General features: G+C 56.0%; 24 protein-coding genes and 1 tRNA gene. 11 read left to right on the top strand and 14 right to left on the bottom strand.

Annotation, left to right across the window (positions count from 1 at the left end):
* Positions 1 to 125: 125 nt before the first annotated feature.
* Positions 126 to 2243, top strand: coding sequence for a TonB-dependent siderophore receptor (locus CUC55_RS15320; protein WP_103088405.1), 2118 nt, complete (start codon positions 126 to 128; stop codon positions 2241 to 2243).
* A 41-nt stretch (positions 2244 to 2284) separates the two neighbouring features.
* Here CUC55_RS15320 and CUC55_RS15315 read toward each other — a convergent pair whose 3' ends face one another.
* On the bottom strand, positions 2285 to 3178 hold the full coding sequence (locus CUC55_RS15315) for a helix-turn-helix domain-containing protein (protein ID WP_103088404.1): 894 nt from the start codon (positions 3176 to 3178) through the stop codon (positions 2285 to 2287).
* 333 nt (positions 3179 to 3511) lie between these two features.
* Here CUC55_RS15315 and CUC55_RS15310 point away from each other — a divergent pair, with 333 nt between their 5' ends.
* Entirely contained in the window at positions 3512 to 3802 is a 291-nt protein-coding gene (locus CUC55_RS15310) for a hypothetical protein (RefSeq protein ID WP_067647198.1), read from the top strand.
* A gap of 38 nt (positions 3803 to 3840) precedes the next feature.
* Positions 3841 to 5049 carry a low temperature requirement protein A gene (locus CUC55_RS15305; protein ID WP_103088403.1) on the top strand — a complete coding sequence of 403 codons (1209 nt, stop codon included), beginning with the start codon at positions 3841 to 3843 and terminating at the stop codon, positions 5047 to 5049.
* A gap of 138 nt (positions 5050 to 5187) precedes the next feature.
* Here the strand turns inward: CUC55_RS15305 and CUC55_RS15300 are convergent.
* Together CUC55_RS15300 and CUC55_RS15295 are read right to left on the bottom strand one after the other, a co-directional pair.
* Positions 5188 to 5263: transfer RNA gene (locus CUC55_RS15300), tRNA-Ala, on the bottom strand.
* Positions 5264 to 5415: 152 nt separating this feature from the next.
* Positions 5416 to 5802 carry a TIGR02300 family protein gene (locus CUC55_RS15295; protein ID WP_103088402.1) on the bottom strand — a complete coding sequence of 129 codons (387 nt, stop codon included), beginning with the start codon at positions 5800 to 5802 and terminating at the stop codon, positions 5416 to 5418.
* Between the two features lie 230 nt (positions 5803 to 6032).
* Between CUC55_RS15295 and cmk the strand changes: the two genes are divergently transcribed.
* Positions 6033 to 6665 carry a (d)CMP kinase gene (gene cmk / locus CUC55_RS15290; RefSeq protein WP_067647189.1) on the top strand — a complete coding sequence of 211 codons (633 nt, stop codon included), beginning with the start codon at positions 6033 to 6035 and terminating at the stop codon, positions 6663 to 6665.
* Positions 6666 to 6833: 168 nt separating this feature from the next.
* Positions 6834 to 8534 (top strand): 30S ribosomal protein S1, encoded by a 1701-nt coding sequence (gene rpsA, locus CUC55_RS15285; RefSeq protein ID WP_103088401.1) that lies wholly within the window; start codon positions 6834 to 6836, stop codon positions 8532 to 8534.
* Between the two features lie 77 nt (positions 8535 to 8611).
* Here rpsA and CUC55_RS15280 read toward each other — a convergent pair whose 3' ends face one another.
* Together CUC55_RS15280 and CUC55_RS15275 are read right to left on the bottom strand one after the other, a co-directional pair.
* Positions 8612 to 10186, bottom strand: coding sequence for a hypothetical protein (locus CUC55_RS15280; RefSeq protein WP_067647183.1), 1575 nt, complete (start codon positions 10184 to 10186; stop codon positions 8612 to 8614).
* A gap of 252 nt (positions 10187 to 10438) precedes the next feature.
* On the bottom strand, positions 10439 to 11065 hold the full coding sequence (locus CUC55_RS15275) for a ribonuclease D (protein ID WP_103088400.1): 627 nt from the start codon (positions 11063 to 11065) through the stop codon (positions 10439 to 10441).
* Between the two features lie 161 nt (positions 11066 to 11226).
* Here CUC55_RS15275 and CUC55_RS15270 point away from each other — a divergent pair, with 161 nt between their 5' ends.
* Both CUC55_RS15270 and CUC55_RS15265 read left to right on the top strand, forming a co-directional pair.
* Positions 11227 to 11796, top strand: coding sequence for a nucleoside 2-deoxyribosyltransferase (locus CUC55_RS15270; protein ID WP_103088399.1), 570 nt, complete (start codon positions 11227 to 11229; stop codon positions 11794 to 11796).
* Positions 11797 to 11828: 32 nt separating this feature from the next.
* Entirely contained in the window at positions 11829 to 12590 is a 762-nt protein-coding gene (locus CUC55_RS15265; RefSeq protein ID WP_103088398.1) for an SDR family oxidoreductase, read from the top strand.
* A gap of 184 nt (positions 12591 to 12774) precedes the next feature.
* On the opposite strand, the gene CUC55_RS15255 is transcribed toward CUC55_RS15265, so the two are convergent.
* From CUC55_RS15255 to CUC55_RS15225, 7 genes are all read right to left on the bottom strand, one after another.
* On the bottom strand, positions 12775 to 14187 hold the full coding sequence (locus CUC55_RS15255; RefSeq protein WP_425352846.1) for a Gfo/Idh/MocA family protein: 1413 nt from the start codon (positions 14185 to 14187) through the stop codon (positions 12775 to 12777).
* Positions 14188 to 14378: 191 nt separating this feature from the next.
* A complete protein-coding gene (locus tag CUC55_RS15250) occupies positions 14379 to 15428 on the bottom strand; it encodes a Gfo/Idh/MocA family protein (protein ID WP_067647166.1) in 1050 nt (349 codons plus the stop codon).
* Positions 15429 to 15433: 5 nt separating this feature from the next.
* Complete coding sequence (locus CUC55_RS15245) at positions 15434 to 16219, bottom strand: ThuA domain-containing protein (RefSeq protein ID WP_103088396.1); 786 nt, start codon at positions 16217 to 16219, stop codon at positions 15434 to 15436.
* Between the two features lie 63 nt (positions 16220 to 16282).
* Positions 16283 to 17308: an ABC transporter ATP-binding protein gene (locus CUC55_RS15240; protein ID WP_067647160.1), complete on the bottom strand. Its 1026-nt coding sequence runs from the start codon at positions 17306 to 17308 to the stop codon at positions 16283 to 16285.
* A gap of 11 nt (positions 17309 to 17319) precedes the next feature.
* A complete protein-coding gene (locus CUC55_RS15235) occupies positions 17320 to 18153 on the bottom strand; it encodes a carbohydrate ABC transporter permease (protein WP_103088395.1) in 834 nt (277 codons plus the stop codon).
* A complete protein-coding gene (locus tag CUC55_RS15230; protein WP_103088394.1) occupies positions 18150 to 19124 on the bottom strand; it encodes a carbohydrate ABC transporter permease in 975 nt (324 codons plus the stop codon). The genes CUC55_RS15235 and CUC55_RS15230 overlap by 4 nt, the downstream gene beginning before the upstream one ends.
* Positions 19125 to 19191: 67 nt before the next feature.
* Positions 19192 to 20457, bottom strand: a complete 1266-nt coding sequence (locus CUC55_RS15225; protein WP_067647150.1) for an ABC transporter substrate-binding protein — start codon at positions 20455 to 20457, stop codon at positions 19192 to 19194.
* 262 nt (positions 20458 to 20719) lie between these two features.
* Here CUC55_RS15225 and CUC55_RS15220 point away from each other — a divergent pair, with 262 nt between their 5' ends.
* The 3 genes from CUC55_RS15220 (at position 20720) to CUC55_RS22895 (ending at position 22399) form a co-directional block, all read left to right on the top strand.
* The gene (locus CUC55_RS15220) at positions 20720 to 21736 is read left to right on the top strand and encodes a substrate-binding domain-containing protein (protein WP_103088393.1); all 1017 of its coding nucleotides are present in this window, start codon (positions 20720 to 20722) and stop codon (positions 21734 to 21736) included.
* A gap of 146 nt (positions 21737 to 21882) precedes the next feature.
* On the top strand, positions 21883 to 22077 hold the full coding sequence (locus tag CUC55_RS15215; protein ID WP_067647140.1) for a hypothetical protein: 195 nt from the start codon (positions 21883 to 21885) through the stop codon (positions 22075 to 22077).
* A 163-nt stretch (positions 22078 to 22240) separates the two neighbouring features.
* Positions 22241 to 22399 (top strand): hypothetical protein, encoded by a 159-nt coding sequence (locus tag CUC55_RS22895; protein WP_170063892.1) that lies wholly within the window; start codon positions 22241 to 22243, stop codon positions 22397 to 22399.
* Between the two features lie 3 nt (positions 22400 to 22402).
* Here CUC55_RS22895 and CUC55_RS15210 read toward each other — a convergent pair whose 3' ends face one another.
* Together CUC55_RS15210 and CUC55_RS15205 are read right to left on the bottom strand one after the other, a co-directional pair.
* Positions 22403 to 23284 carry an SMP-30/gluconolactonase/LRE family protein gene (locus CUC55_RS15210; protein ID WP_067647137.1) on the bottom strand — a complete coding sequence of 294 codons (882 nt, stop codon included), beginning with the start codon at positions 23282 to 23284 and terminating at the stop codon, positions 22403 to 22405.
* A gap of 12 nt (positions 23285 to 23296) precedes the next feature.
* Positions 23297 to 24016: a FadR/GntR family transcriptional regulator gene (locus tag CUC55_RS15205; protein WP_103088392.1), complete on the bottom strand. Its 720-nt coding sequence runs from the start codon at positions 24014 to 24016 to the stop codon at positions 23297 to 23299.
* Between the two features lie 271 nt (positions 24017 to 24287).
* On the opposite strand from CUC55_RS15205, the gene CUC55_RS15200 reads away from it, so the two are divergent.
* Positions 24288 to 26237, top strand: a complete 1950-nt coding sequence (locus CUC55_RS15200) for an ABC transporter substrate-binding protein (protein WP_103088391.1) — start codon at positions 24288 to 24290, stop codon at positions 26235 to 26237.
* Positions 26238 to 26281 lie beyond the last annotated feature (44 nt).

The following is a 26281-nucleotide window of genomic DNA, read 5'->3' as shown; positions in this document are numbered from 1 at the left end:
GGTTTTCTACAAAACCGTGGAATTGTACAATACCAGACAAACATCCTCAAGTTATCTGCACGACAGGGGGCGCCGGAGTTTCGCCGAGCTGCCAGACATTGCAACACGACTTCTGGAATTTGATCATGATGAATGACACGACAAGCGCAGGCCGGGCAACCTCGCAACGCGGCTATCGCAAAGCTGTATTGCTGGGCTGTACGGCCCTCGTCGCGTTGGCGCCGGTACGGCTGCTGGCTCAAGATGCGACAAGCCAAAGCAGCAGTACGGTTCTAGAAACGATTGTCGTTCAAGGCGCCGGTGGCGATGATAATGAGAAGTCGATTGTGGCAAGGCAGACGACGGGTGCCGGAAAGATGCCGAGCGATGTCCTGACGACACCGGCCTCCGTTTCCGTCATCACCGCCAAGGAAATCAAGGAGCGCGCCGCCACCAGTGTCGAACAGGTTGTGCAATACACAGCCGGTGTTGTTACGGATTTTTACGGTTCGGATGATCGTTGGGATTTCTTCGATATCCGAGGCTTCACGCCTTATACCTATCGGGACGGACTGGCCATTGGCAGGACGTTCGGCGGAGTTCGGGAAGAACCTTTTGCATTCGAGCGTATCGAGGTTCTCAAAGGGACAAGTTCTACCAGTTTCGGATCAGCCGAACCCGGTGGGGCGGTGAATTATGTCACCAAATTGCCAAAGAGTGAGCGCTTCGGGGAAGCTTACGTAACCGGTGGCTCGTTCAATCATAAAGAAGTAGGATTGGATTTTGGTGACAACATCACCGAAGACGATACGCTTTCCTATCGCCTGACCGGTAAGTTTCAGGACGCAGACGCGGAATACGACCACTCGAAGGATAACGAGAAGTTCATCATGGGCGGCCTGACATGGCGGCCTACGGACGTCACGAGCCTATCGTTTGTCTTCGATCATCTTAACAAGGATGGTGTACCTGGTAGTGGCGGGCATCCTCTCGGTTCAGACTTCGACAGGAGCAAATTTTTCGGCGAACCAGATTACTACTTCAATAACACCAACCGCAATACCTATAGCTTGATGTTCGATCACGACCTTGGTGATGGATTTAGCTTCGGTTCTAAAGCGCGGTATAGCGATACGAACACTGGATTTGGGAGTGCCTATCTGGGTCTTGCAAATACGCCAGGAGCAAATCCTCTGAACCGTTATTTCTTCGGCAGCGACAAATCCTCCGAGCAATTTGTTATTGATGCAAACCTTAAATATGAGAGGGACTTCGACAATTTCGAGACCCGCACGCTCATTGGCGTCGAATACAATAACTTCAAATCGGAGGAAGCCAGCCTGTATGGTGCTGCGCCGACGATTGACCCCACAAATCCCATTTATGCTGGTGGTCCCAGTATTGGGCTTACGCCCGGAAATGGGAACGATCAGACAACGAAGGCAATTTATCTCCAGCAAGATATCACTTACCAAGACAGGCTCACCGTGAGCTTTGGGCTGCGTAACGACTGGCTTGATCTTAGCCAAACACAATTGTCGTCTGGCGCCACGACGTCCGATGATCACAGCGAACTCAGCAAAAAGATTGGCCTTAGCTACAAAATTACTGAGGAATTCGCAGCCTTTGCAAGCTACGCTGAGTCAGCAGCGCCACCCGGCATTGGCACGGAGCCTACAACCGGTAAACAATACGAAGTGGGTGTAAAATATCAGCCGGACGCTTTCCCTGCGATGTTTACCGCGTCGCTATATGACCTGACCAAGGAAAACTTCACCGTTTATGACAGTGTTAGCTATGTACCTGCAACGGTTGATAAAATCCGCCACCGAGGTCTGGAACTCGAGGCCAAGGCAGAGGTAACGGACAATATTGAGCTGGTCGCGGCCTATAGCTACATCGATTCCAACATTGAGGAGCCCGGCGGTGCAAATGATGGACATCGCCTCATGCGCGTCCCCAAACATGTCGCTTCGATTTGGGCAACCTATACGCTGGAAGGTCAGGGTGTTCGCGGCGACATGACGTTCGGTCTCGGTGCGCGTTACATGGACAGTTACTTTACGAACATTGAGAATACAATCGCTTCAGAAAGCGCAGTGCTATTCGACGCAGCATTCACATACAAAATCAAGGAAANCACGACGCTGCAGCTCAACGCGAGCAATCTGTTCGACGAAAAACATATCGCGAGCAAAGATTCTGGTGGACAATATTACAACCCGGGCCGTGCGATTTACGCCACACTGCGCCAGACCTGGTGACGTAAATGGTCCATCCGTATTCATGCGGATGGACTTACTTATCAATCGACCCGCCGCATACGACGCCATGCGGCGGGTGTTTCGCCCGCTACCTGTCTGAAGGTCTTCGTCAGGTGCGCTTGGTCGGAAAATCCGAGTTGCGCTGCAATCGCGGCGACGGTGAGATCGCTTTCTGCCAGCATGTTCTGGGCAAGACGAACGCGTTTGCCGAGTTGCCACTGCAGCGGTGTCGTGCCAGTCGTCTGCTTGAAGACGTTGGCAAACCAGCTTTCCGAAAGACCAACCGTTTCGGCCATTTCGGCAACAGTCATGCGGTAGTCGGCCCGTGCATTCACCACCGATATCAGCTTGTTCATCTGTGCCTGTGTCAGCCGGGCATTCGTCCGGTCGTCGGCCTCGCCGTTGATATCAAGCAGACCGGCAACGATGCTGCCAACGAGGTTTTCGGCATAGACGGCATGTTTGGACGGGTTGGAAAGTTCATCCACCAACAGGCTGGCCAGCGTCTCAATCGCCCTCGTATCCTGAATTTCGACCGGCCTTCGCAAGGCACAAAGCGCAAGGGATGTGCCGACAGATGGAGACAGGTATTTTAGCACCTTGTCCCTGTGCAGGTGAATATCCAGGTGGGAGAAACGATGAAACGAGGTGAAACTTGTCCACAGTGGCACACCCGCAGGAACATAAATGGCGCGTTTCATCGGTCTATAATGCGCCGCGCCGCTGCTTTCGCGGTTTGCCATAACAATGTGTGGCGACACGTCATTAAAGAATATGACGATACGTGGGTCAGGCGAAAGATAGTAACCCGTTGCTCCCGCATGCCCTTCCGCGTCCCAGAACACACTGACCAAACCGTCGAGGCCGCGCCATTTGGCGGGCGCGATTGCGCGAATACCGTCCGTGAAGGAGGTCATCGAGTGAAGATACGTCACAATCCTGAACTCGTCTTGTTTGGTCTGAAGAGTGGCAAACCCCCAGCGCGCGACCCGCGCTCAGGCAATGGCCAGACATGCGTCATATTATGACGCTAATTATCATGTTTCTGAAGTTTAGCAAGTTTGGATGCGATGCCTGCCGCATGCGCCGCGGCAGAAGTTTGAGGAATGGCGTAAAATCAGGGGACGCAAATCCCGTGTAGTCGATTCGCAAGCCAGCTTTTCACGAGATGTCTTCTTCGATTATCGACTTGATCGAACATATGGAACCAAATCGCCGTCTGTTGTGTTGTTGAGCCAGAAAAGCTCAATACATTCAGGAGATTGTTGATGAACCGGGTTGCCGTTGGCGCCGCCGTGGGCGCTGTTGTTTGTTTCGTGACGGCCGCAATGGCGCAGGATATCGAAGTCAGTAGCCTTGATATCAAGCATACGCAGAACATCCGCGAAACCACCGGTTCGAATGTAGCAAAGCATGGCTATATCGTTGACGTTAGCGGCAAGCAGGTCCGGCTGGTAGGTCCACGTTTTTTCCCCGATAATTCGAAGGGTGTCGCGCTTTTCGGTCGCAATCGAGCGCTGGCGCGGGAAGAGGCACGGTCGCAGATCGCCGCGAAATAACCGACTAGATAAACTGACGTGCAGGGGAAAATGTGAATATGGGGAAATCGGCCGAGCCTTCGGACGTCAAGACGGACCCGAAGTGGTACCTGATACGGCAGAAAGATGCCGAAGCGGGTAAGCCGACATTTCCCGAATTGTTCTTTGATCTCGTTTTCGTCTTCGCGCTCATCCAACTCTCGCATACGCTTGCCAAAGACTTTGGCTCTACGGCGTTGCTGGAAGCCGCCATCATCATCTTGGCGCTTTGGTGGTTGTGGGTGCAAATCACGTGGCTGACAAACCTCCTCAACACCGAAGCAGGGCTTGTACGGCTTTTCCTCTTTGCCATGATGTTTGCAGGCGTCCTGCTGGCAATTTCACTGCCCAAAGCCTTTCATGATCAGAGCTTCACTTTCGCCCTTATCTATAGTGGCATGCAATTGATGCGATCGGCCTTCGCGCTGTATGTTTNCAAAGGCGTCGATCATGAAAATTCGCTGACCTTCGGCCGCATGGCCCTGTGGCTGGCCGTTTCCAGCGTCTTCTGGATCATAGGCGGGTTTTCCGGGCAGTTGGAATGGCAGATCGTCTTCTGGGCCATCGCAATCGGTATCGAATATCTCGGTCCGGCTCTGAAATATTACTTTCCCGGCCTCGAAACCGGGAAGGAAGAAAAGCTGCATCTCTCGGGAGAACATCTCGCAGAACGATGCGCTCTCTTCGTCATCATCTGCCTTGGCGAGACGGTTCTGACGACCGGACGCACCGCGACCGACCACATGAGCTCCAGTCTCAGCTTTGTCGTGTTCTGCTCGGCCTTCGCCAGCACGGTCTTGATGTGGTGGATTTATTTCCATCACGGCCAGGAAAAAGTGTCTGAAAAGGCGGAAGAAACCGCCGAGCCTGAAAAGATTGGCCATGCACTCTTCAATTACGGCCACTTGCCAATTGTCGCCGGCATCATATTAACCGCAGTCGGGGAAGACTTCAGCCTGTCGCACAGCCACGACCCTTCCACCCTGCGCGAAGCATTGGCGATCATCGGTGGCCCCATCCTGTTCCTCGCCGGAAACATCGGCGTCAAGATCGCCGCATCCTACATCCGGCCCATATCGCATTTCGCCGGAATTGGTATCCTCGTCGTGCTGCTCTTCTTACAGGGNTTACCCCTGTATGCGATGCAGATTTCTGCAGTGAGTGTTCTGTTGCTGGTCGCGGTATGGGAATATGTGGCGTTGAAAAANCACGCTCCGAAAGTGGCCTGATCCAACAGCGCGGCGTTCTGTCCGCCTAAAATTCGGCCCAGCCCGGCTCACGCATTCGTATTGACGACAGACGTGTTCAGCGTGACGTCATTATCTGCCAAAANTAATGGTATCTATCAATATTTAGTCTGGGAAGTTTGGTGGAGCTAAGCGGGATCGAACCGCTGACCTCTTGCATGCCATGCAAGCGCTCTCCCAGCTGAGCTATAGCCCCATAAGGGTTCCGGTATTCTTAATCCGGTTCCGGGAACCGAAGCGGTTGATTGCGTTCGGTGGCGGCTTGATACTTCTGCTTATGGAAGATGGCAAGCCGAAAAGTTCGCCCGACGACATTTTTTTGACGCCGGGCGATGAATTCTGTGGAAATCAGGTTTCGTCGTCGTCGCTTACGCCGATGATGCCGGAAACGTCATCGTCGTCTTCGTCTTCGTCCGCTTCCAGGAACGTGTCGTCGTCATCGTCAAGCTCGACATCGTCGTCGCCTTCGATGTCAGGAATGTCGTCACCGCTGGCGTCGGCGTCGGCATCTTCAAGAGGTACCAGTTCGACTTCCGTATTTNCGGTATCGACTTCGGCCACTTCTTCCTCTTCAGCCTGTTCTTCCATCTTCTTGGCAGCAGTCGTTTCCTCGAAGAAGGAAAGCGGCCAGGATTTGCCCGAATAGGGAGAAACGATTGGGTCGCGGTTCAGGTCGTAAAATTTCTTGCCGGTATCGGGATCTGTACGCTTGGTTCCAAGGTCCACTTTTGCCACTGTCTAAGCCTCGAATTGTGAGATGAGTTCGGTGTTTACGCCGTATTTCCGGCAGTAGACGGTAAAATTCTAGCCGGTCCCATTAATCGCTGATGTCTTTCCTGTCAAAGATAAACTTTATAAGCCGCGCAGACAGGCATTGGTCCAACGTCTCTTGATGATCCATCTCGCGACTTATAATAACCCTCTATTGGGCAATCTGGCCAAATCCAAAGCGGAATATAGCTATAATGACATTCACGATCGCTATCGATGGACCAGCCGCTGCCGGCAAGGGAACGCTTTCACGGCAGATTGCCGAGGTCTACGGGTTTCATCATCTCGATACCGGGCTGACCTACCGCGCCACGGCGAAGGCTTTGCTGGATGCAGGCTTGCCGCTGGATGACGAGGCGATAGCCGCAGAGATCGCGCTCGGGCTCGATTTGTCCGGGCTGAACCGTGAGGTGCTGGCGAAACACGAGATCGGCGAGGCCGCGTCCAGGGTTGCCGTCATGCCCGCTGTTCGCCGTGCGCTTGTGGAGGCGCAGCGCGCCTTTGCGGTCAGGGAGCCGGGAACGGTGCTCGATGGTCGTGATATCGGCACCGTGGTCTGCCCACTAGCGCCGGTGAAGCTCTATGTGACGGCATCGGCGCAGGTCCGTGCGCGGCGCCGCTATGAAGAGATTGTCGCGACGGGTGGCGCTGCGGATTACGACGCCGTTTTTGCGGATGTGAAAAAGCGTGACGAGCGCGATATGGGACGTCGTGATAGTCCTTTGAAACCAGCTGAAGACGCGCACTTGCTAGATACGTCGGAAATGGGTATAGAGGCGGCGTTTCAAGCAGCGAAGTCGATTGTCGATGCCGCCTTGAATAAATGACATTTGCGGGGAACCGGCACGTCCGGTCCCTGTTTATACTGGAATATCCCGAAAGCATGTCCTGCGCCGGAAAGCCTCAAAATGTAAGAGGCGGGCATGGATTTTGGGAATCATCAACGCGAACCCCCGGCGCTTTGTGTTCATTCGTGGACACTCTCAGGAGATTGAATGTCAGTAGCTACCCCCACGCGCGACGATTTCGCAGCCCTGCTGGAAGAGTCCTTTTCGTCCAACGACCTTGCTGAAGGCTATGTAGCCAAAGGTATCGTCACGGCGATCGAAAAGGACGTAGCGATCGTCGACGTTGGCCTCAAGGTTGAAGGCCGCATCGCGCTCAAGGAATTCGGTGCACGTTCGAAAGACGGCGGCCTGAAGGTCGGCGACGAAGTTGAAGTTTACGTTGAGCGCATTGAAANTGCTCTGGGCGAAGCCGTTCTGTCGCGCGAAAAGGCTCGCCGCGAAGAGAGCTGGGTCAAGCTCGAAGCCAAGTTCGAAGCTGGCGAACGCGTCGAAGGCGTTATTTTCAACCAGGTCAAGGGTGGTTTCACCGTCGATCTGGATGGCGCTGTTGCGTTCCTTCCACGTTCGCAGGTCGACATTCGTCCGATCCGCGACGTTACACCGCTGATGCACAACCCACAGCCGTTCGAAATCCTCAAGATGGACAAGCGTCGCGGCAACATCGTTGTTTCGCGTCGTACGGTTCTAGAAGAGTCCCGCGCCGAGCAGCGTTCTGAAATCGTTCAGAACCTCGAAGAAGGCCAGGTTGTTGACGGCGTCGTCAAGAACATCACCGATTACGGTGCGTTCGTTGACCTCGGTGGCATCGATGGCCTGCTGCACGTCACGGATATGGCTTGGCGTCGTGTCAACCACCCTTCGGAAATCCTCAACATTGGCCAGTCGGTCAAGGTTCAGATCATCCGCATCAACCAGGAAACCCACCGTATCTCGCTCGGCATGAAGCAGCTCGAGTCTGATCCTTGGGATGGCATCTCTGCCAAGTATCCAGTTGGCAAGAAGATTTCCGGTACCGTTACGAACATCACCGACTACGGTGCATTCGTTGAGCTGGAGCCAGGCATCGAAGGCCTGATCCACATCTCCGAAATGTCCTGGACCAAGAAGAACGTACATCCCGGCAAGATCCTGTCCACAACACAGGACGTCGACGTTGTGGTTCTCGAAGTCGATCCTTCCAAGCGTCGTATTTCGCTGGGCCTCAAGCAGACCCTCGAAAACCCATGGCAGGCATTTGCATTCAGCCATCCAGCCGGCACTGAAGTCGAAGGCGAAGTCAAGAACAAGACCGAATTCGGCCTGTTCATTGGTCTCGAAGGCGACGTTGACGGCATGGTTCACCTGTCTGATCTCGACTGGAACCGTCCAGGCGAACAGGTCATCGAAGAATACAACAAGGGCGATACCGTAAAGGCTGTTGTTCTTGACGTTGACGTCGAGAAGGAACGCATCTCGCTCGGCATCAAGCAGCTCGGCAAGGACGCTGTTGGCGACGCCGCAACGATTGGCGAACTGCGCAAGAACGCTGTTGTTTCCGCTGAAGTCATCGGCGTGAACGAAGGCGGCATCGAAGTGAAGCTCGTGGCCCACGAAGACCTCACATCCTTCATCCGCCGCAACGACCTGGCCCGCGATCGTGACGATCAGCGCCCAGAGCGTTTCTCGGTTGGCCAGGTTCTCGACGCCCGCGTCGTCAACTTCTCCAAGAAGGATCGCAAGGTCATGCTTTCGATCAAGGCTCTGGAAATCGCAGAAGAGAAGGAAGCAGTTGCTCAGTTCGGTTCGTCCGACAGCGGCGCTTCGCTCGGCGACATCCTTGGCGCGGCTCTGAAGAACCGCGGCGAGTAATCGTCCAGATCATCTGAAATAAGAAACCCGCCGGAGCGATCCGGCGGGTTTTTCTTTGGGTTCAAAACCAAAAAATATCAGGAAAAACCGCTCATCCTGAGATAATAGGATTCCGCATTGCCAGCCGCGCCATCATCATTGGCACCTTCCGACAGGGAGTGATCGATCACTTCATCATTGGCGGCGGTGCGCTCTTCCTGAGCGGACCCTTGGTCTGCCTGCTCGCCATCTTCACCATTTTCAGCCTCCCCCTCGGAAGAGGGCCAGCGTCCGCGGTGAGGGGTGTCCGATTCGTCCTCGTCCTTGGCAAATGGGTAGGTAACAAAAGGCAGCCCTGTTCCTTCTTTGGAAATGATCGCTGCAACGGCTGCCTGCAAGGCTGGCTGATCCAGTATCGCTGCCTTGATATCCTCGGCGAGTGCAGCTCTTTGGATAGCCGCAATGTCTGGACGCCCATTGGCAAGAGCCGCGTCTTGCGTCTCCGTCTCGACGCTGGGCTGGATAACGGATGGATTCAGAGGCTGCGATTTCACAGCGCGCTCGCTTTCCACATGTGCGCCAGGCAGCAGCATTGCCTCTGGTATCGACCCCTCGCCACGGGACGGCAGCTTTGAAAGAACGACTGCGAGAAGAAGATTTTCCATCTCTTTGGGTGTTGCCCCGGAAAACGCTGCCGTGATGGCTGACATGGACTGGCGGTCGATTGGCTTTACCGGGAATGGTTCCGGCGATTGCTCAAACTCCGCTTGTGGCGGCTGTGCCGCATTCGACCTCTTTAAGACCTCCATCAGTGCGGTCTTGATCATATCGAGTGGAACCCTGCCAATGCCGACCACCGGGTTGGCGTTCGCTGTCTGCGCTTCCGCGGGGACAGAAGACGTTGGCTGCGCAACGTTTTGACCAACCGAAGCTAATGCAGTTTTCGCCGTTATTATGGCATTGGAAAGCGTTGTTATGTCATGTGCCTGAGGCAAGGACGCGCTGACCGCAGCTACGGCCGGTGGTTGCCTGTCGACAGCCAGACTTAACTTTGGTTGAGCCGTGACAGGGTTTTCAGCTCCGATCACCGGCATCGCTTTGTTTGTGGTTGCAGCGGCAGTCGCTGGGGAAGGTGGATTGGTGGCTCTGATCTGGCTGATAACCGGGCTGTCCGGCAGGATGTCCTGCAAATAAGGCGTAATCGATGGCTTCGGCGCACGCGCGGAAACGCTGGAGCGCGACAGCTCGAACATGATCGCCAGTCGCGCGGCTTCAGGCCCTGCGGAGGTTTTCAAGATATTGGCCAGCGCATCGAGACTGATGCCGCGCAGGATGCTGCCCAGCGCTTTTTCTAACGTAGCCTTCTGGTCTGCCGGTAGCGTTTGAATGTTTGCCACGAGGCGGTTTACATAGGCGTCTGCGGCCTCCCCATCCATGCGTGCGATGTTCAACAGCTTTCCAAGCGTTTCTGCGAGAACATTGACGTTATCGGACAGCTGAAGCTCGCCGGAAACAGCGCGAATGCCGGTGCCTGACGCCAGATTGACGACACCCGCCGGTTCTGTCTGCGGTGCTGCTGCCGGCGTGCCGGGGGCCACAACTGCATCCTGACGCGGTGTAGACGTGGAAAGGGGCATATCGACCGCGCTGACGGCGCTGACAGGTGGCAGCATGGTGCGCTCCCTTTTTGGCGACAGGTGTCGGCGGTGGGTGCCAGCACATGTGCCGTTGGATCGACCCGGATGTCGAGTGGGCGATGGTTACGACGCAGATGTTATTCCCGACCACTCATGCGGCGCGGTATTCGGCTCTAACGCCAATACGGACGTCCAGTTGCATGGAAATGCACCGAATCATCTCAGTGAAGAATGGTCTTCAAAGATTAATGATCCGCTAACCATAGCTCTGGTACGCGCCACCCGGCGTCAGCTGTGCGCGAAGATATCCGTATCGTCCCAACCGAGCAGGTCCAGCTTGGATCGGGTCGGCAGGAACGCGAAGCAGGCTTCAGCATGCTCGTAGCGCCCGTCGCGAATGAGGCGTGCGGTCAGCTTGTCACGTAGCGCGTGCAGGTAAAGCACGTCGGAAGCCGCATATTCCAGTTGCGCGGGCGACAGCTTTTCAGCCGCCCAGTCGGAAGACTGTTGCGCCTTGGAGATATCCACCTCCAGCATTTCTTTCAGATTGTCCTTCAACCCGTGTCGNTCCGTATAGGTGCGGCACAAGCGAGAGGCGATCTTGGTGCAGAAGACCGGGTTCGAGGTCACGCCGAATGTGTGGAAAAGAACGGCGATGTCGAACCTGCCATAGTGGAAAATCTTTTGACGCGAGGGATCTTCCAGCATGGCAACGAGGTTCGGGGCCTCTTTTTGTCCAGACGCGATGCGAATGACATCTGCACTTCCGTCACCTGGAGAAAGCTGAACCACGCAAAGCCGGTCGCGGCGCGGAACTAGGCCCAGCGTCTCCGTATCGATGGCGATAGCGCCGGTGTAACGCGCTGCATCACTCAGCGAAATATCGCCTTCATGGTAACGGATCGTTGCGGCCATTCTTGTCTCCACCGGTAAACTGTTGCGGGGGCTATAGCTGATCATGCGTATCAGCGATACGGCTGAGGCTGCTTTTCTGTCCTCTTCGTGGCCTTGCATCGCCACGAACCGAAAGGTTAAGTTGGCCAGAATGTTTCTCTTTTGAAAAGTGCCGCATAGTCATGCCAGTCAAAATTTATCTCGCCGGGCCGGAAGTGTTTTTGTCGAATGCCCGTGCAATGCTCGACGCCAAGGCGGCTCTTGCCCGAGAAGCCGGGTTTATTCCACTTTCCCCCGGTGACCTTGAAATTCCGCCTGCCGACACGAAAATCGGTCACGGCTGCAATATCAATGCGGTTGATGAGCAGATGATGATCGAGGCGGACGCCGTCATTGCCAACCTCACGCCGTTCAGAGGCATCGCTGCCGATACAGGGACGAGTTTTGAGCTTGGTTTCATGTGCGCGCTGGGCAAACCAGTCTTCGCCTATACCAATGTCGCGACCAACCATTTTGACCGCATATTGGGTTATAATGGCGGCATCGCCAACCAGGACGAAACCGGCCGATACAGAGGGCCCGACGGCCTCTCTATCGAAANCTTCGACATGGTCGATAATCTCATGCTGCACGGCGGTATCATCAGACGCGGTGGGATCGTCGTGGTCGGTAATGCGTCTGCTGAAACAGTCTATACCGACCTTGCGGCTTTCAAAGAGTGTCTGGCGCAGGCGGCGAAAGCACTTCTTTAAAAGACAAGATAGACAAAGCGGAGACAGCTATTATGAGCGGAACAATTCTTATCACCGGCGCAACATCAGGCTTCGGAAANGCGACAGCCAGACTTTTNGCAANGGATGGCTGGAAGGTCATCGGCACGGGGCGCCGTGCGGATCGCTTGGCGGAGTTGGGAGCGGAGCTCGGGACTGCCTTTCACGGTATGGTGTTCGACATTACCGATGAAGCGGCTATGCGCTCGCAATTCGAAGTGCTTCCCGCCGAATTCAGGGATATCGACGTTCTCGTCAACAATGCTGGCTTGGCGCTCGGCACCGGCCCCGCACCGCAGGTGCCGCTCAAGGATTGGCAAACCATGGTCAACACCAACATCACCGGCCTGCTTAACATCACGCATCACCTGTTGCCGGGGCTGATCGAGCGTCACGGCATGGTCATCAACATGTCGTCGGTCGCAGCCCACTGGCCTTATGCTGGCGGCAACGTCTACGCGGCGACCAAAGCGTTTCTGCGCCAGTTTTCACTGGGACTGCGTTCGGATTTGCATGGCAAGGGCGTCCGCGTGACCTCGATAGAGCCAGGCATGTGCGAAACGGAATTCACCGTCGTGCGTACCGGCGGCAATCAGGAGGCATCCGATAACCTCTACAAGGGCGTAAACCCAATCGTTTCGGAGGATATCGCCAATACGATCCACTGGGTCGCGTCGCAGCCGAAACACATCAACATCAACAGCATCGAAATGATGCCGGTCAACCAATCCTTCGCCGGTTTTCAGGTGCATCGCGATACAGTGACCGCTACATGAGGATGTGATGAAAAACGAGGCAGACATTATTGAGCCATGCAATAATGCATTGCTGCCTTGCGAGACTTGCTCTGTTAAATTTTTTCAGGAGCGTTATATTCAAAACATCGAAGCGACGCACTCCTCCTCCCAGCGTCGCAAGATGTGGATCAGCAGCACTCCTCCTCCCAGTTGCTGATCAAGTTTAAAGCCTGCCGCACCTCCTCCCGCGGCAGGCTTTTTCCTTTNCAGGGTCTTTNCAAATTCGAATGTCGCGTGACTTCAGCATAGACCGGATGTTGACGACAGATCCCGTGTCGATGGAAGCATTGGCTGCAATGCCTGTCAGAATGGACCATGCACCCGAAACATGGTCGGAAGCGCGGTTGAAATGATCAGGCTCCATGGTTTCAGGGGCAAAGATATAGCCCAGCATCACAGGGTCTGCGCCACCGTGATCTCCCGTAGCCTTGGGAACATCAATCATTCTCGGTTTTTCGCCCGCCAGATGCAGTTCGGTCGTGATCGCTTCCTCATCCGCGTGGTCACGTACCCCGCCGAAGACGCCGTGTACCTCGATGTGCTTATGGGTAATTTCGCCCTTCGTGCCCTGAAAGCGAATTTCCAGACCTTCCCAGGGTGAATAGGCCGTCAGTGTATAGTTGGCGGTCACACCGGATGCGTAACGGATATGGGCCTGCATGGTGTCCTCGATGCNGATATCGGCATCGAACACGCAGCGGTCGCGGAAATAACCATCCTCGTCCTCGGCATCCAGATAAAGAGCGCGTAACTGTTCATCGGCGGAGAGATCGAGGCGAAACGCACATCTTTCCGCCACGGGACAGTCTGCGCATCGCGGGCCGTGGTCTTGCAGACCCAGTTCCACCGCTGTTTCCGGTCGGTAAAACGCTCTTTGGCCAGACGCGAACACGTCTGTCGGGGCGGACGCCAGCCACCAGTTGAGAAGGTCGAAGTGATGCGTGGATTTGTGAACCAGCAGCCCCCCGGAATTTNCCTTGTGTCGGTGCCAGCGCCGGAAATAATCCGCGCCATGGACCCGGTCCAGATGCCAGCGGAAGTCCACCGCGGTGACCGTGCCGATGACGCCTGAGGTCAGCATGTCCTTGATCTGCGTGCGGGCAGGGGAATAACGGTAATTGAACGTGACCATGACCTTGCGGCCGGTGCGCGCCTGCGCGTCCACGATCTGTTTCAATCGCGACAGGTCTATCGTCAGCGGCTTTTCGCAAATAACGTCGCAACCGGCCTCGAAAGCTCGAACGATATAGTCGGAATGCAGAAAATCCGGCGTCGCCACGACAACGGTATCGGGCTTCTGCTCAGCTATCAGTTGATCGAAATTTTCCGCTAGATAGGTCGGAACGCCGTTCGTCCCGGGTTTGGATATGGCTTTTGCAGCCTCACCCAATCGGTGAGCGTTGCTGTCGCAAAGTGCTACGATCTCATGCTTGTCAGAGTAGTCTTCGGTAACGGAATCGCGGAACATCTTATGACGTGATCCGCATCCTACGATGGCGATTTTCACTGCACTTCCTTTTACATGACATGATTGTTCGACGCAAAAAGCCGCGCGACCGGCGCGGGCAGACGTCATTGTTAGCTTGGAGAGGAACTGACGCGTGAGCGCATAATGAACCTGCGAACTGATACTATCGCCATTAAAGTCATATTATCATTTCGAGGCAAGCATATTCTCAATGCTGCACCGCACTCATTTGTTCGCGCTTCAAGCAGAAAAGGCGGCCATTGAGGCCGCCTTTTTTCGTTGCTTTTAGAGGACCCAAGTCAGGCCGATACGGCAATCTCGCGTCTCTCCCGGTCGGTGACGATGGAAAGATCCAGCACCTTTTGCAGGTTTGCAGCGTGGCGGAAATTCGGATCGGCCTGTCCGCCCTCCATCACCGCCTTGGCGAATTTCTGATAGTTGGTTTCGACGTCTTCAACTTCGATGTCTCTCCAGACGGCTTTTTCCACGTCTTCACCCAGGCAGCCGCGAAGCGTGGAGTATTCAGGCGTATGGATCACTTCCAGAGCGCCCTTGTCGCCGTGCAGACGAAGGCGTAGCTCGTTCAGGTGGCCGGTTGCCCAGCGGCTGGCGTGGATCACGCCCATTGCCCCGTTTTCGAGTTCGGCTGTCATGGTGAAGCTGTCGTTGGCATCGAGATCATAAACGTCGATCTTGTTGCCCTCGTATTTGTCGAAGGTCTTCAAGCGTGTGAAAATGCGTTCCACATCGCTGCCTGCGCCATAGGAAGCGAAGTCGAGAATGTGGATGCCGACATCGCCCAGCACGCCGTTCGACCCGTGCTTGGTCGACAGACGCCAGAGCCATTTGCTCTCTGTCATCCAGTCGCCCCAGGCCTTGGAAACCAGCCAGCTCTGGAGGTATGATGCCTCCAGATGCCGCAACTTGCCGATCTTGCCATCGGTGACCATCTGCCGCGCAGCCTGCAACGGTGCCACGTTGCGGTAGGTCAGGTTGACCATGGCGACGAGACCGGATTTCTCCGCCGCATCCGCCATTTCGGCGGCCTTCGCATAAGTTTCCGCCAAGGGTTTTTCGCAGAACACGTGCTTGCCTGCGGCCAGCAGCTTGAGCGTGGTCGGGTGGTGGATCGCGTCAGGTGTCACATTGGCGACCGCATCGAATTCGCCCCACGCAATCGCGTCATCCAGCGATGTAAAGGTGGTGCCAATATTGTGGCGCGCCGCAAAGGCCCGCACGATGACGTCGTCCACATCCACAGCGCCAACGAGTTCGACGCCGGAAATCAGTGAGAAATGCATGGCATGGGTGTTGGCCATGCCGCCAGTACCAAGAATAAGAAGTCTCATATCGATTACCTGTAACCTGCTTCGCCAGCCGCGTGGAGTTTCGGACCGCGCTCTTCGATTTTTNCCGGTGCCTTGTCGACCGGTACGTTCGGAGCTTCGTGGATGCTGGTCAGCGCGCCTGCGGGGTTATAGGCCCATTTGACGGAGTTGCTGATCACCTTCTGCACATTGGCATCATGATAGGTCGGATATGTCTCGTGGCCGGGGCGGAAATAGAAAATGTTGCCAGCACCGCGGCGCCATGTCAGGCCGGAGCGGAAGACTTCGCCGCCCTGGAACCAGGAAATGAAGACGGTTTCCAGCGGTTCCGGCACGGAAAACTGTTCGCCGTACATTTCCTCGTTCTCGAGTTCGAAGGACTCCGGCAAGCCTGCTGTAATCGGGTGGCGGGGATTGATGTTCCACAGGCGCTCGCGCTCGCCCGCTTCACGCCACTTCAGCGCGCACGGGGTACCCATCAGCCGCTTGAATGGCTTGGAGAAGTGGCCGGAATGCAGAACGATCAGGCCCATGCCTTCCCAGACACGCTTGGCGACACGCTCGACGATCTCGTCCTGAACGGCACCATGGTCCTTGTGACCCCACCAGACCAGAACATCGGTCTTATCAAGCCGCTCCTGCGATAGCCCGTGTTCAGGCTCCTGAAGCGTAGCGGTGGTGGCATTGATCTCGGGGGTCTTGTTCAAGGCATCGGCAATCGTGGTGTGCATGCCGTTGGGGTAGATCGCGCGAACGGTTTCGTTGACATGCTCGTGGATGTTTTCGCCCCAGACGACGGTATTGATGGTCATATGTATGCTCCTTGATGATCCGGCACTTGAGAGGACTGCCGGTGAAGATGGGTCTCGATTGTATCAGGCGGCGCGAGTTTGGGTTTTCGGCAGAGCGTTCCCTTGCGCGTCGAAACGATGAATGTGCTCTGGCAGCGGCGCGATGGTCAGCTTATGGCCTGTCTGCCGGTTGGAAACGCCATCTTCACGCACAACGACAGGTTCCGCTGCCCCAATGTCCACATAAATGTAACTGTCGGAACCCAGCATTTCCGCATGCACGATGTCGCCCGTCCAGCCATCGGCACCATCTCCGGCAACGATGTGTTCCGGGCGGATGCCGATGGTGTGAGCGCCGTAGGTGTCGGCGTGTTTGCCGGTCAGGAAATTCATCTGCGGCGAGCCGATGAAGCCCGCCACGAAGGTATTGACCGGTGTTTCGTAAAGCTCCAGCGGTGTACCGACCTGTTCCACACGGCCATCACGCAACACGCAAATTCTGTCTGCCAGCGTCATGGCCTCCACCTGATCATGGGTAACATAGATCATTGTCGTGTCAGGCATACTGCGGTTCAATTTGGCTATTTCGAGACGGGTCGCAACGCGCAGTGCGGCATCGAGGTTGGATAGCGGCTCATCGAACAGAAACACCTTTGGATCACGCACGATAGCGCGGCCAATGGCGACGCGCTGGCGCTGTCCGCCGGACAGTTGTTTGGGCAGGCGTTGCAGATAAGGCGTCAGTTGCAGCATCTCTGCTGCCGCCTCGACCCGCTTGCGGCGCTCGTCTTTAGTCGAACCGGCAAGCTTCAGACCAAAGGCCATATTCTCGAAAACCGTCATATGCGGATAGAGCGCATAGGACTGGAACACCATCGCCACGCCACGGTTGGCGGGCGTTAGCCTGTTGACCACTTGGCCTTCGAAGGAAAGTTCCCCGCCGGTAATTTCTTCAAGGCCGCAAATGAGCCGAAGCAGGGTGGACTTGCCGCAACCGGATGGCCCGACGAAGACCATGAACTCACCGGATTTGATCTCCATGTCGATGCCTTTGATGACGTCGAAGGCACCGAAGGATTTAAGGATATCGCGCAATTGTATGCTGGTCATGAATGTATCTCCTAACCTTTGACGCCACCAGCCGTGAGGCCGGAAATGATGCGCCGCTGGAAGATCAGAACGAGGATGACGAGGGGTACGGTAACGATGACGGATGCCGCCATTATCGTTCCCCATGGAATTTCAAATTGAGAGCTGCCTGACAGAAGCGCGATAGCCACCGGCACCGTGCGCTGCTCGTTGGACGAGGTGAAGGTCAAGGCGAACAGGAACTCGTTCCATGCCGCGATGAAGGCCAGCAGCCCCGTCGTCACCAAGNCCGGCCACATCAGAGGCATGAAGACCTGCGTGATGATAACCCATGGCGATGCGCCATCAACTATTGCCGCTTCCTCGATTTCGACAGGCAGATCCCGCATGAAGGTCGTCAAAACCCAGACCGTGAAGGGCAGGGTGAAGATCATGTAGGAAANGATCAGCGCAAACGGCGTGTTGAAGACGCCAGCCCAGCGGATCAGCTCGAACAGGCCCGCCAGAACCGCAATCTGCGGAAACATCGACACCGAGAGGATCGTCAGCAGCAGCAGCGACCGGCCTCTGAACCGCACACGCGCCAAGGCGTAGGCGGCGGTCACGGCCAGAAACAGTGACAATGCCACGACGCAGGATGCAACCAGCAGGGAATTGCCGAGATTGCGCAGAAAGCTGTCATTGCCCAGCACATCGCCGTAATTGCTGAACGAGATCGATGTCGGCAGATAGTTGATCTCGAACAGTGCCGTTCCGGTTTTGAAGCTCGTCAGGATCGCGTAATAGAACGGAAAGACCGCGATGATGACAATAATGGCGACGAGGGCGTAGAACGCCGTTGTCTTGATAACATCAGAGGCGGTCATCGTGCTCCTCCATCCGTGTTGACCCGGCCCAACCACATGTAGATGACAGTGACGGAGGCGATGATGAGAAACAGCATGGTGGATGCTGCCGCGCCATAAGCGAACTTGTCGAAGTCGAAGAGGTTCTCGCGGGCCAGCACCGACATGGTACGTGTCTGGGCGTTGTTCGGCGTCAGAATGTAGATGAGATCAAAGACGCGCATGGCATCCAGCATGCGGAAAATAACCGCAACCATCAGCGCAGGCCGGATCATCGGAAGCGTGACGCGCCAGAACACCTTGATGGGGTGAATGCCATCCACCTTGGCCGCCTCATACATATCCTTCGGCACCATCTGAAGTCCGGCCAGAATGAGCAGCGCCATGAACGGCGTCGTTTTCCAGACGTCCACGATCAATACCGCCGTCATTGCCGTTTCAGGATTGGCGGTCCAGGCGATCTTTNGCGAGATGAGACCGAGGTTCAGCATCATGTCATTGAGAATGCCGAACTGATCATTCAGCATCCATGCCCACATGCGGGCGGAAACAATGGTCGGAATGGCCCATGGAATAAGAATGGCGGCGCGAACGAGGCCGCGACCCTTGAAATCCGCATTGAGAACAAGCGCCACGATCAGGCCGAAGAGGGTTTCAACCGAAACCGAAATCAGCGTGAATTTCAGCGTGTTCCACACAGCACCCCACCAAGCGGGGTCTGCCAGCAGGCCGCGATAGACCGTGCGGCCGCTGCTGAGTGTGATCCATGAAAGATAGTTCTTCAGGCCGACAAACTGCGCATCGCCAAGACTGGTCAGGGATGCGTCGGTCAGGCTGAACCAGACGGTTCTGACCAAGGGCCAACCGGCAACCAGTGCCAGTGTCAAAAATGTAGGCGCCAGAAACAGCCACGCGGAGCGAAGACGTTCCGATTGTAAATCGGAACCGAGCACTTGCGCTGAGGCAGTTCTGCCTGTGGTTATCTTACTCATATCGTTTCCCACCGTGTTTNAGAGGCGTCAGGTGACCGGTAACGGCCACCTGACGGGTGACGCCGAATTACCAGCTGTCGCCCTTGAGATCGGTGAGTTCGACTTCCAGAAGTTCGAGATTTTCAGCCGCAGTGCCGGTGCCGGACAGCGTGTTGTGTACGGCGCCCCAGAACTTTGCCGAAACCTCGTTGTATTTCACCTTGGTTGCCGCTGATGGGCGCGGCACGGCGGTTTCGAAGATCGGCTTCCACAGCGGCATGAATGGCTGTGCTGCAGCGACATCCTTGTCGTCGTAGAGGGCCGCGATCGTCGGCATGTTGGAAAGTTCGACGGCCCGCTTCTTCTGCGTTTCTTCCGACCCTAGGAATTTCACCAGCGCGATAGCTGCTTCCTGGTTCTTGGAGTATTTGGAGACGGCCGCATTCCAACCGCCCAATGTCGAAGCCGCTGTTTCGCCTTCAGTGCCCGCAGGCAAAGGCACGACGCCGAACTTGCCCTTGATGGCGCTATCACCACCATTGCCAAGCGCGTAGACGTAGGTCCAGTTGCGCATGAACACGGAGTTGCCTGTCTGCCAGACGCCGCGCGCTTCCTCTTCCTTGTAGGCAAGCGCGCCCTGTGGCGAGATGGTGCCGATCCAGCTCTTGGCCATCTCGAGGGCAGCGGCAGCCTTCTCATTGTTGATGCTGATGTCGCCATTGGTCTCGACGATGTGGCCACCGCCAGCAGATGCGATCCATTCCAGCGCGTTGCAGGTCAGCCCCTCATAGGCGCTTCCCTGAAACACGAAGCCCCACATGTCCTTCTGTCCGGCCGTGCGCTCCTTGTCCTGAACCTCGTTGGCGGTTTCTGCCAGTTCCTTCCAGGTCTTGGGCGGCTGTTTGCCGTATTTCTCCAGCAAATCCTTGCGGTAGAACAGGGCCGGGGCGTCCGTGTACATAGGCATGGCAACCAGCTTGCCATCCACCGTCTGCGACGCGATGACGGACGGGAAGTGCTTGGAAACGACATCCTTGGCAGCCTCGGTCAGATCGACGAACTGCTCTGCCAGTTGCGGTGCCCAGACCACGTCGGTCTGGTAGACATCGACGTCTGTGTTGCCAGCCGCGAGCCACAGGCGGTACTGGCTGAATTGCTCGCTGGACGATGGCGGCATGGTGACGAGTTTCACCTTGTGGCCACTCTGCTTTTCGAACTCCACCAGTTGCTCGCGGATGAAATTCAGGTTTTTGCCCGTTGAATTCGCGGCCATCGAAATTTCCGCAGCCTGCGCGGCAAAGCCCGTAGCCATCATGCTGCCGCACAGCAACAAAACTTTTATAGAAACATTCATTGTCAAAACTCCTCCATGGCGCATTCAATCATCCTCTGAATTGAAAACGCTTTCGACTTCGGAAAGCTGTCAAATTAGCGCCTATGTGTCAATAGGGGCAAAGTTGAAACGATACGGACGGATTATTCGTCTCGTTTTAGATGAAACGATGCAGCGAGTATCTGTATCGCGCCGATTGTGATAAAGATTTGAAATCGATTTCAATTTTATTGGCTTGAAACTTTGCTCTGATCGAAGCATTCAGAAAGAAACGGCGGGGCCTATGAAACTCAAGGAATTTGCAGAAAAAGTGGGTTTGTCACCCACCACCGTCAGTCGGGCGCTGGGCGGCTACCCCGAGGTGCGGCAGGAAACCCGCGACCGGGTCACGGAAGCCGCCCGCAAACTCGGCTACCGGCCGAATGCGAATGCCGTACGTCTTGTCACGGGCAGGGCAGGTGCCATCGGCGTCGTCATGGGCCGAAGCGGTGGCGGGCATTTTTTCTCGGAATTCATGGGCGGTATGGCCAGCCGCCTGGAGGGCGAGGATACGGATATCCTCGTCAGCGTGACCACAGACAACGATCTCGACGAGGAACTCAGCATCTTCAGCCGCTTGGCGCAGAGCGGCCGCGTCGATGGTATCATCATTCACTCGCCGCGCCCTGATGATGAGCGTATCGCGCTCCTGCATAAACTCGGCGTCCCCTTCATGGTTCACGGGCGCTCTGCCACGAAGTGCGAACATGCGTGGCTGGATATCGACAACCATTCCGTGGCCTATCTGTCCACCGTGCATCTGCTTGAACGTGGCCATCGCAGCATCGCCTTCATCAACGGCCCCAAGGGCAGAACCTTCGTCATCGATCGCGAAAACGGCTATCGCGACGCTCTGGAGACGATGAATATCGTAGCCGATCCGCGCATGATGTTGTCGTCACCCTTCAGCGAGGAAACGGCATTTCAATTCGCTCGTTCCCTGCTGGAAAAANGCCCGCGTCCCACGGCCTTTGTTGCTGGTGCCATGATGACGGCGCAGGGCGTCTACCGCGCCGCGAGCCAGCTTGGTCTCGTCATCGGCAAGGATGTGTCCGTCATCGCGCATGATGACGTCTTCCCCTATCTGACGCCTGAAAGCATGCTGCCATCGCTTTCCACGACCCGTTCTCCCCAGCGCATGGCAGGGGAAAGGGTGACGGATTTGCTGTTGCAGATCATTGCAGGCCGCCCGGTAACGGAGTGTCAGGAACTTTGGCCCGTCGATCTGGTTCTGCGGCAATCGTCTGGTCCAGTAAAATGACTTTATTTTAACGATGCGCTGTAACGGATTGTCAAAAAACCGTGTTGTATTATTGGTTTGATCTACAAAGGTTGTTTCGCTTTTCTGGGAGGGAACAGGGACGCAACTGACGCGTTAACAAATTAACATTGGAGTGGGAGGAAGCCATGTTCGATTTTTTGAAAACAGCGCAGAATACTGTCGTGGTAGAGGAAGAAACCGGCACCTATGCCGACGCTCTTCTGCAAATGCCCGACATGCAGGTTGGCCGCATGGTCGCCCGCGAATATGGCCACGAATCCCATACCCGCGACTATGGTGATCGCCGCGAAGTTGCCAGGAACTCCCTCGGCTTCGCCTGATCCGAAACCATCTGGAACTCTGACGGGCCAGATACGTTTACCCCATGATACCCGCGAGGCGGGCGACATCAAATCTGAATGGACCAAACCGGCGAACGAAAGTGGACCGAACGGCGATTTCGAAAAAGATGTTGCCCGCCGATTTCATGATTAGGAGACGTCCATGACTGTCATCCCTGTTGAACCCGTTCCGGGACAGGTTCCACCCCTTACACCGCAGCCCGATGTTCCACCGGTCAAAGAGCCAGAACCCGATGGCCTGCCGGATGATTTGCCGCTTCCCAATCCCGATGAGAACGATGACGTTCCACGCGTGCTGTAAAGGTTAAAGGGCAAACCGGCTGACGAGCGCGCCAGCGACTGGAGCTTTAAATGAAATGACGGTACCGGCCACGCTGGTGCCGTCATTTTCCGTTGTAAGGCTCGTCAGATAGAGCGTTTTTAAATCCGGCCCACCGAAACAGGGCATGGTCGGACCCTTGAACGGAAATGTGTAAATTTCCACGATGTGGCCCTTTGGCGAGAACCGATTCAGACGACCCGCCTGAACGCCTGCGCTCCAGTAAAAACCCTCGCTATCCGTTGCCGCTCCATCCGGCCTTCCTTCGCCAGGCGCGAAGTCGTGCAGCCGTTGCGCGGGTCCCAATTGCCCGGTCTGCGGATCGAAATCGAACGCTTGCAGCAGCAACCCGCTGCTATCGGAATGATACATCCGCCTGCCATCCGGGCTCCAGGCGAGACCGTTCGAGGTCAACATGTCGCCGTCGATCACACACGTGAAGTCGCCGTTTGGCCCAACGCGGTAAAGACGGGCATTGCCGGTCTGAGGCACGGCCTCGTCTCGCGTTCCTACCCAGAAATGGCCATCCGGCCCGATCTTGCCGTCATTGAGACGGCTGTCAGGACGCCCACCGTCAGGGTCGCAAAGAAGGTCCAGCTTTCCCGTTGCCGGATCAAGCAGATGCACACCGGTCTTCAGGCCAACCACGACCAGACCGTTTTCGCAAAGACCAAGACATCCGACAGGGGCTGGCATGTCGAAGCGGTCGAGATGTCCGGACTGGTCGAGACGAAACACCGCAGGCGCCAGAATATCGACAAACCAAAGAGTGCCCGTACGGTCATCCCAAACCGGCGATTCGCCCACCTTGAGAGGGACATCGATCAATTGATTGAACGTTGGTTCAATGATGCGCGGTTGGGTCATTTGCAATCTACCTCAGCTTCCCACGCCTTCGAACATCCGGGCGCGGGCTTTCAGAACATGGTTTTNCATAGCATCATGCGCAGCCCGTTCGCGCCGTGCGAAAATCGCCTCCACGATTGCCGTGTGCTCGTCCTGCACATTGCGCACCCGCTGCGGCGTCCGCTTCAGGCTGAGGCTTCGCGTCACGGATTGTCCGATGGAAAAATGCGGCTTGAACCAGGCCCGGACAGTGATGTGAAACTGGTTCTGGCTGGCCATGGCAATGGCTTCATGCAGCGCGAAATCTTCGTCCGCGCCGAGATCGCCGCTCTCAAGACAGGATTCCAAGGCGATAATGGCCTGTTCGATGCGTGCTCTGTCGGCAGTCTGCCAATTGCGCGCTGCCAGTTCCGCAGCAGATGCTTCCAGCCCGGATCGGAACTCGAAAAAGCGCTGAACGTCGGCCAGCGATCCCACCGGGATTTGCTGCAAAACCGACGAATCAGGCTGTTGACGAACATAGGAGCCCGAGCCCTTGAGCGATACGATCAGATCGTCATTGCGCAACCGTTCCAGCGCTTCACGCACAACCGGTCGTGATGCACCAAACAGCAGAGCGAGGTTTTGTTCGGAAGGCAGGCGTTCGTTGACCGGAAACCGCCCGTCGGAAATCATCCCGACGATCTTTTCATAAATGATGTCGCTGAAACGGGTGTCGCTTCGGGAAGGAGCAGATGTCGCCAGATTATCCATCAGCGCGCCTTTTTGGGTTGCAAACCGCTGAGTTTGTTATGTTTTTAAGGTTGGTGCGGATCGAAACGAAGAGTTGCACGAAGCCTCGGTGGAGCCCCGCAAGTGACCCATCAATAAAAAATCTGTAAAAATCTGTCAATACTTGTAATCATCTGAAAACGCCCATATGGTCTGCGTGCCGATGGAGGATTGGCATGCTGGCTGACCGGGAGGGTCGTTGCGACGGGGCGAAAGCTCTGTTGCTGCCAGTGACTTTTNGGGAGGATAATCGATGAGCGACGAGCATCAGTTTTCGCTGGGCGTGACACGCCGAACCTTTGTCGCAGGACTTGGAGGCGTTGCCGCCGTCTCGGTTCTGGGAGCCCNTGCATTTGCCGCTGGCGGCAAAGAAGCACCCGCGCTGGCGGCCATGGTAAAAGACGGCAAGTTGCCGCCACTGGCCGACCGGTTGCCGAAAAATCCGATGGTGGTAACGCCGCACGAAAAANTCGGCACATACGGTGGCACGTTGCGTCGCGGTCTTCGCGGCTCTTCGGACCATAACGGCATTCTGCGCATGGTCGGCAACCAGGGTCTGGTACGCTGGAACATGGACTTCACCGAAGTTCTGCCGAACCTGGCGGAAAAATGGGAAGTCAGCGACGACGCCTCGCAGTTCACATTCCATCTCATACAAGGTGCCAGGTGGTCTGACGGCCATCCGTTCACGGCAGATGACGTCGTCTTCGCCATCGAGGATTGCATCAAAAACACGGAACTTTACAGCGCCACCCCGGCGCAGCTTGCTGTCGCAGGCAAGGCAGTCACCGTTGAAAAAGTCGACGAGTTCACCGTCAAATTCATTTTCGCCGCACCAAACGCCCTCTATCTCGAAAACCTCGCGACCCCGCTCGGCCAGCATCCGACGATGTTCGCCAAGCATTATTGCAGCAAGTTCCTGCCCAAATACAACACGGCTCTCGATGCCGATGTGAAGGCCGCTGGTGTTTCCAGCTGGACCGAACTTTTCCGGGCAAAGTGCGGTGATATCGAAATTCCCTCGCGCTGGTCGAATATAGACAAGCCAACGCTCGACCCATGGGTGGTCAAGGAACCCTATTCTGGCGGCGCGACGCGCGTTGTCATGACGCGCAATCCGTACTTCTGGCAGGTCGATACCGAAGGCAACCAGTTGCCCTATATCGATGAAGTCAATTTCGGCATTTCGCAGGATGTGGAATCGCTGATGTTGAACGTCATCTCCGGCAAGATCGACATTCAGGAGCGCCATATCAGCGTTCTCGCCAATAAGCCGACCCTATCGCAAANCATGAAGAAGGGTGATTATCGCCTGCTGACGCTGGTGCCATCGGCTGCCCAGCAGTGCCAGATTTATCTCAACATCACTCATAAAGACCCGGCGATGCGCAAGATGTTTGCCGACAAGTCTTTCCGTCAGGCCCTGTCCATTGCTCTGAACCGTCAGGAANTCATCGACATCGTCTATTTCAGTCAGAGCGAAGGTTACCAGGCTGGACCGCGCCCGACACACCCTTGGTACCACGAAAAACTTGCGCGCCAGTACACCGAATACGATGCCGACAAGGCCAACGACCTTCTGGACAAAGCCGGCTACGACAAGAAGAACGGCAATGGCATGCGCTTGCGCCCCGATGGCAAGCCCGTCTTCTTCTCCATCGATGTCATTCCCACGCTTTATCCCGATCTTGTCGATGCGCTGGAACTGGTAAAGGCACAGTGGGCGCAGATCGGTATCGATATCAAGGTCAATACCATCGAGCGCGCGCTGTATTACACACGTGGCGACGACAACGCCCATGATGCAGCGGTGTGGCCGGGTCCGGGTGGTCTCGATCCGATGCTCGACCCACGTGACTTCTTCGCCTTTCATCCACAGGGCTCGCGCTACGCCATTCCCTGGGCGCTCTGGTACACATCGAACGGGCAGAAGGGCGAAGAGCCGCCGGAAAGCCAGAAGCAGCGTTTCAAGCTGTTCGATGAAGCACGCTCGACAGCCGATCTTGCCAAGCGTGGTGAGAAGATGAAGCAGATCTTCGATATTGCGGCAGAAGAGTTCGAGACGATCGGTCTTTGCCTCGCCGTTGGTGGTTTCGGCATCATCCGCAACAATCTTCGCAACGTACCGGAAACGGAACCTGACAGCTGGACGTGGCCGAACCCCGGTCCCGCGCTGCCGCAACAGTTCACCTTCACAAGCTAACAATGCCACATGGGCGCCGCCGTTTTCGGGCGGCGACGCTTTTC

This window comes from Agrobacterium bohemicum (assembly GCF_002896715.1).
Taxonomy (GTDB): Bacteria; Pseudomonadota; Alphaproteobacteria; order Rhizobiales; family Rhizobiaceae; genus Agrobacterium; species Agrobacterium bohemicum.
The sequence above is the reverse complement of the archived record's forward strand: the minus strand, read 5'-3'. Positions and strand labels throughout refer to the sequence as shown.